This is a genomic window from Candidatus Aminicenantes bacterium (assembly GCA_011049425.1).
GTDB lineage: Bacteria > Acidobacteriota > Aminicenantia > UBA2199 > UBA2199 > UBA876.
The window spans coordinates 1-4,636 of sequence record DSBM01000088.1; the positions used below are offsets into that span (position 1 = coordinate 1).

The 4,636-nt window shown below is 59.7% G+C and carries 3 protein-coding genes; 2 read left to right on the forward strand and 1 reads right to left on the reverse strand.

Translation table 11 applies throughout. From position 1 onward, the window contains the following. Positions 1-1,128: 1,128 nt before the first annotated feature. Positions 1,129-2,073 (reverse strand): phosphatidylserine decarboxylase, encoded by a 945-nt coding sequence (psd, locus tag ENN40_05885; protein ID HDP94873.1) that lies wholly within the window; start codon positions 2,071-2,073, stop codon positions 1,129-1,131. Between psd and ENN40_05890 the strand changes: the two genes are divergently transcribed. After that, positions 2,024-3,292, forward strand: coding sequence for a TldD/PmbA family protein (locus ENN40_05890; protein HDP94874.1), 1,269 nt, complete (start codon positions 2,024-2,026; stop codon positions 3,290-3,292). The genes psd and ENN40_05890 overlap by 50 nt on opposite strands. Continuing rightward, a complete protein-coding gene (locus tag ENN40_05895; protein ID HDP94875.1) occupies positions 3,292-4,578 on the forward strand; it encodes a hypothetical protein in 1,287 nt (428 codons plus the stop codon). Before ENN40_05890 ends, ENN40_05895 begins: the two co-directional genes overlap by 1 nt. Positions 4,579-4,636 lie beyond the last annotated feature (58 nt).

Below are 4,636 nucleotides of genomic sequence, written 5' to 3' on the forward strand. Positions count from 1 at the left end.
AGATCGAAGTGACCGGCTGGAAAAAGTCCAGTGTCATGGTAAAGGTTATCGTGAAAGGAAAAGTGAGTCAGGATATGCCTTTCATGGTGCGTCAGATCGATGAAGGCGTTGAAGTGGAAACCCAGCTGGGCGCCGGATTTGAGAAATGGTCGCGTCACCATGGAGATCATGTGCTTAGGGTGCAGGTGCCTGAAAAATTCGATCTCAAGCTACGCAGCCTTGGAGGCGCCATTCATGTAACCGGCGTGAGTGGAGAGATCTCCGGCAGGACCATGGGCGGCGATCTTGAGCTGCATCGCCTTGGAGGCGTGGTCTACATGAAAACCATGGGCGGTGATGTGACCCTGCGGGATTCCCGCGTGGACGGCGAAGTGCGCACCATGGGCGGCCGTGTGCTGTTGGAAGACGTGGTTGGAGATGTCAAGGGCTCCTCGATGGGAGGCAATGTCATTTACCGCAACGTAAAAAGGAAAAGCGGTGAGGGCACCACCGATGCGGTGGTTCGCATCTCCACCATGGGTGGCGCCGTGAATGTGGACGATGCCCCCAAGGGCGCGGACCTGCACACCATGGGTGGACAGATCACGGTTAAATCAGCCGGGGAATTCGTGAAAGCCAAGACCATGGGCGGTGACATCCTGATCGAAACAGTGGACGGCTGGATTGAGGCCAAAACCCTTTCGGGCGATGTGAGTGCGCGCATGGTGGGCGACCCCGCCGGCAAAGATCGCCATGTAGAGATCACCTCTTTGTCTGGAGATATCGAGTTGACGGTTCCCGCCAGATTGTCCATGGATGTGGAAATCCGCATCACCATCTACAAGAACGGTCACAATGAATACCGCATCAAAGATGATTTCAACCTGGAAGTAAAAGAAGACAAAGAGTGGATTGAAAAGAACGGCAAGCAGCTTAAGACCCTGCGTGCATCCGGCCGCACCGGTGATGGTCGCAACAAAGTGGTTCTGCACACCATCAATGGAAACGTGACCCTGCGCAAGGCCGGGAAATAACAGAAAAGTTGGAGAGTTGGAAAGAATGACCCGGAAGTAGGGGCGAAAAATATTTCGCCCCTACATCTGTTCTCTGTGTTCCTGATACCTGTCACCTTGGTCCGACTTTTCACTTTCAACTTTTCACTAATGAAAACAGCGGTGTTCCCACCATTACCTTTGTTCCCAATGGCAGGTCCAGCGGGTCCGCCATTGCCGCCGGGACCAGGAGCACGATGGTGGACCCCAGGTCAAACCGTCCCAGTTCATCCAGTTGCCGCACCGGCGTGTCCTGGACCAGTTGGTCGCGGCTTTTTTTGGAGGGGACGGGCAGGGTCATGTGGATGCCGCCTACAAAGGTTGCGGCCACCGCCGCGAGATAAAAACGGGTACCCGCATGCTCGTACTGTACCACCACGCGCTCGTTGCGCACGAACAGGCGGGGAATCAGGCGGCTGCCCGTGGGATTGACGGGAAAGCGCGACGCCCCCAGCCGGCGCGTGGCCGTAGCCCGGCCGTCCAGGGGGTGATGGAAGCGATGGTAGTCGGCAGGGGAAAGGTAGACGGTTGCCACATGCCATCCCGGGGAAAAATCCATTTCTTCGCCCACCAGGTGTGAAAGCGAATAGCTGAGCCCTTTCACCTGGGTGGCCGCATCTTTTTGAACGGTTTCAATGCCGACCAGTCGCCCGTCCGCGGGCGAAACCAGGAATTGGGGGGCGCGCGGGGGAACGGCGGTCTCGTGCAAAGGGCGCACAAAGAACTCGGCCAGGCTGGCGTAGTCGTCCGGCGTACCCTGGAAACGACTCATGTCAATGCAATGACTGCGTTGAAAAACGCGAATCATGCGCCGTGCCAGCCGGCGGGGTCTTTTGATTCTTGTTATGCGGCCGTAGATACGGCTGAGGGAAGGAAGGGAGATACAATGGAGGAAAAAACGCTTCAGGCCGTCCATGGGATACATTTTTATAACACAGCCCGGGTGTTGAGTCAAAAAGAAGGCGTTGATTTCAGCGGGTTCCGGGCATACAATGGAGAAGATGACGCAAGACCGGATCGCGATGGCGGAAGAGACCCGCATTCAGCGCATAGAGATCGACTCAAACGGAAACCGCCAGTTCTCCCTGGTCAGCCGCGCGGGCGGCATGGAACGCACTTTCAAGCAAACCTGGTCCACCTCCTGGCAGGAGGCCGAATCCCTGGAGCGGGCCGCAACCGCCCTGAACCTGCCCAAACAGGGGAAGGCGACATGCCATTTGCCGCCGACCCTGGATCCGGCCCAGGCGTTGCGCCGGCAAAGGCCCCTGTTTGATGCTCTGGCGGGGCTGGATGTAGAGCAATGGATGGTGGTGATCCGCAGTTTTCGCCAATGCCGCCGCATCATTAAACGCGGTGGAAAAGAGCACTGCGCGGTATCTTGCCATGACGGGCTCCACATCCGTGTACGGATTCTGGCCAACGACAAAGAGATCGAGCTGGGAGACGGGCGCCTTCCGGGCGAAAGTTTTAACCGTGACGGCCTGCTGCAGCGTTTGCGTGCCATTATCGATAACCATCGCACAGGCCGTCTCCTGCGGGAAACCCTGACCCTTCCCGTGGTGTTGGCCGCCGGCGACGGCGGCATTATCTGGCATGAACTCATGGGACATTCATTGGAAGGAGACCACGTGCTGGCGGGAGATTCTCCGCTGACCGCCCGGGACGTCGGGCGCCGGGTCATGTCCCGCGCCGTCACCTTGTCGGCCCGATGCGCAACCGACCCTTTCATTTCCCCGGACCTGCGTGATGATGAGGGCGAGGTGTGCCGCCATCCGCAGTTGATCGAGGAAGGCGTATTGCGTCGCTTTATCTGTGACCGCGATACGGGCCGGCGCCTGGGGGTTCCCGAGCGGGGCCATGCGCGCCAGGAGGGGTTTGACCGCTCCCCAATGCCCCGCATGTTCGCCCTCTACCTGCAGCCCGGATCCATGTCGCCGGAAGAGATCATGGGCTCCATTAAACGCGGCGTATATGCCGCGGAATTCGGCCTGGGGCGGGTATTGTTCCGCAAGGGACGGTTCGCTTTCCACATCCCCTCGGCTTTCCTGATTGAACACGGCCGCCTGGGTGCCCCATTGGGTCCGGTCACGGTTCAAGGAAACATGGATGCGGCTTTCCAGGCGGTCAGCATGGTGGGAGACGACTTCCGCCTGGACCGGGGCGTAAGTTTCTGCCACAAAAAGGCACAAACCCTGCATGTACGGGTGGGTCAGCCCACCGTGAGGGTGGATGGATTGGGCATAAGCCCGGGTGGCGCGTAATGGAGCGTTTCCTGCAGGTGGGCAGGGAAGCGGGATTCCGCCAGGTGGACCTGCGGCGCCTGCGCGCCAATGTGCGGGAATGGACGCGGGAGGGCAACGGGGAAATCAGGGAAACCGCGGGAACAATCCATATCCTGTCCGTGCGCGGATTTCGCGAAAGCGGTTTCCCGGTTGGGGCCTGCCTCTCTTCACCCTCCATCAAGGGGGCGCGCAATGTGTTCCGCGAGTTGCAACGCGGCGCCATGGCCGACAACGCCCCCGGGTTCGATCACCTGCTTCCCACCGAAGCCCGGCGGGTGCGTCTGGAAATTCATGATCCGGTGGTTCAGGACGCAAACAAACTGGGCGCGGAGACGGCATCCCGACTCTCAGAATTGATGATTCGCTACGCCGATGTCGAGTTGGCGGGCTGGCGCCTGCGCCTGGAAGAACGCAAAGTGAACGTGGCCAACACCCGCGGATTTGAGGCCAAGTACAAAAAATCCCTCTTCAGCCTGCACCTGAAGTTGCGCCAGGGAATAAACGAAGTCGAAGTCGTGGAGCAACGGACCCATTGGCTGCATATCCAGCCTGACCGCCTGTTGGGGCGGGGCATCTTTTTCCTGGGCGCCGAACCGGGCCATCCCCTGCCGCGCAAACGCGGTATCGGGCTGGTGCTCTCCCCCTTTGCCGCCGCCACGATACTGCATGACTTTGCCGCGGTCTTGCGTGTTTCGGGCGAGTTCGCCCCCGGGGATATCCGCTGCGCCCCCCAGGTCCAGATTGTGGACTCTCCACTGCTGGACGGCATGCCCGGCTCCGTTCCCATGGATGATGAAGGGGTGATGTGCCGGGAAACGGAACTGGTGGAAGGTGGCCGGGTCCAGGCCCGTATCACGGACCTGGCCGGGGCCGCGCGCGAGGGCGCGGCCATAAGCGGAAACGGCTTTCGCAGTGACGCGGACCCATTCCCCAGGGCGAGATTTACCAACTTATGCGTGCGCCCCTCCGTGATTTCCCTGGAGCGGATCATGAAAGAGACCGGTCGCGGCGTCCTGGTAACCGGGTTGCGTTTGCGCGGCGCAGCGGGAGCGGAACGCACTTACGGCGCCAGCGGATACATGTTTGACGGTTCCGACCTGGGTGAACCGGTCCACTTCGGCCTGCGCACGGCTTTCCTTTCCTATTTCCTCAAAATCGATCGTGTCTCGCGGGAATCCGCTTCAACGGTCAGCGGAGGCATCAGCGTGCTTTCCCCCTACCTCAGGGTGGAAGCCGAGCGCCGCAAAGACGAATGGGTGGTGTGATGGGTACCAAACAAAGAATTAGCAGCAGTTCCCTTTTGGTTGATCAAATGAGTCGTAC

Bases quoted from the DNA above. Each gene is read 5' to 3' on its own strand.
- ENN40_05890 (HDP94874.1), top strand. From the start codon at position 2,024: ATGGAGAAGATGACGCAAGACCGGATCGCGATGGCGGAAGAGACCCGC.
- psd (HDP94873.1), bottom strand. From the start codon at position 2,073: ATGCGGGTCTCTTCCGCCATCGCGATCCGGTCTTGCGTCATCTTCTCC.
- ENN40_05895 (HDP94875.1), top strand. From the start codon at position 3,292: ATGGAGCGTTTCCTGCAGGTGGGCAGGGAAGCGGGATTCCGCCAGGTG.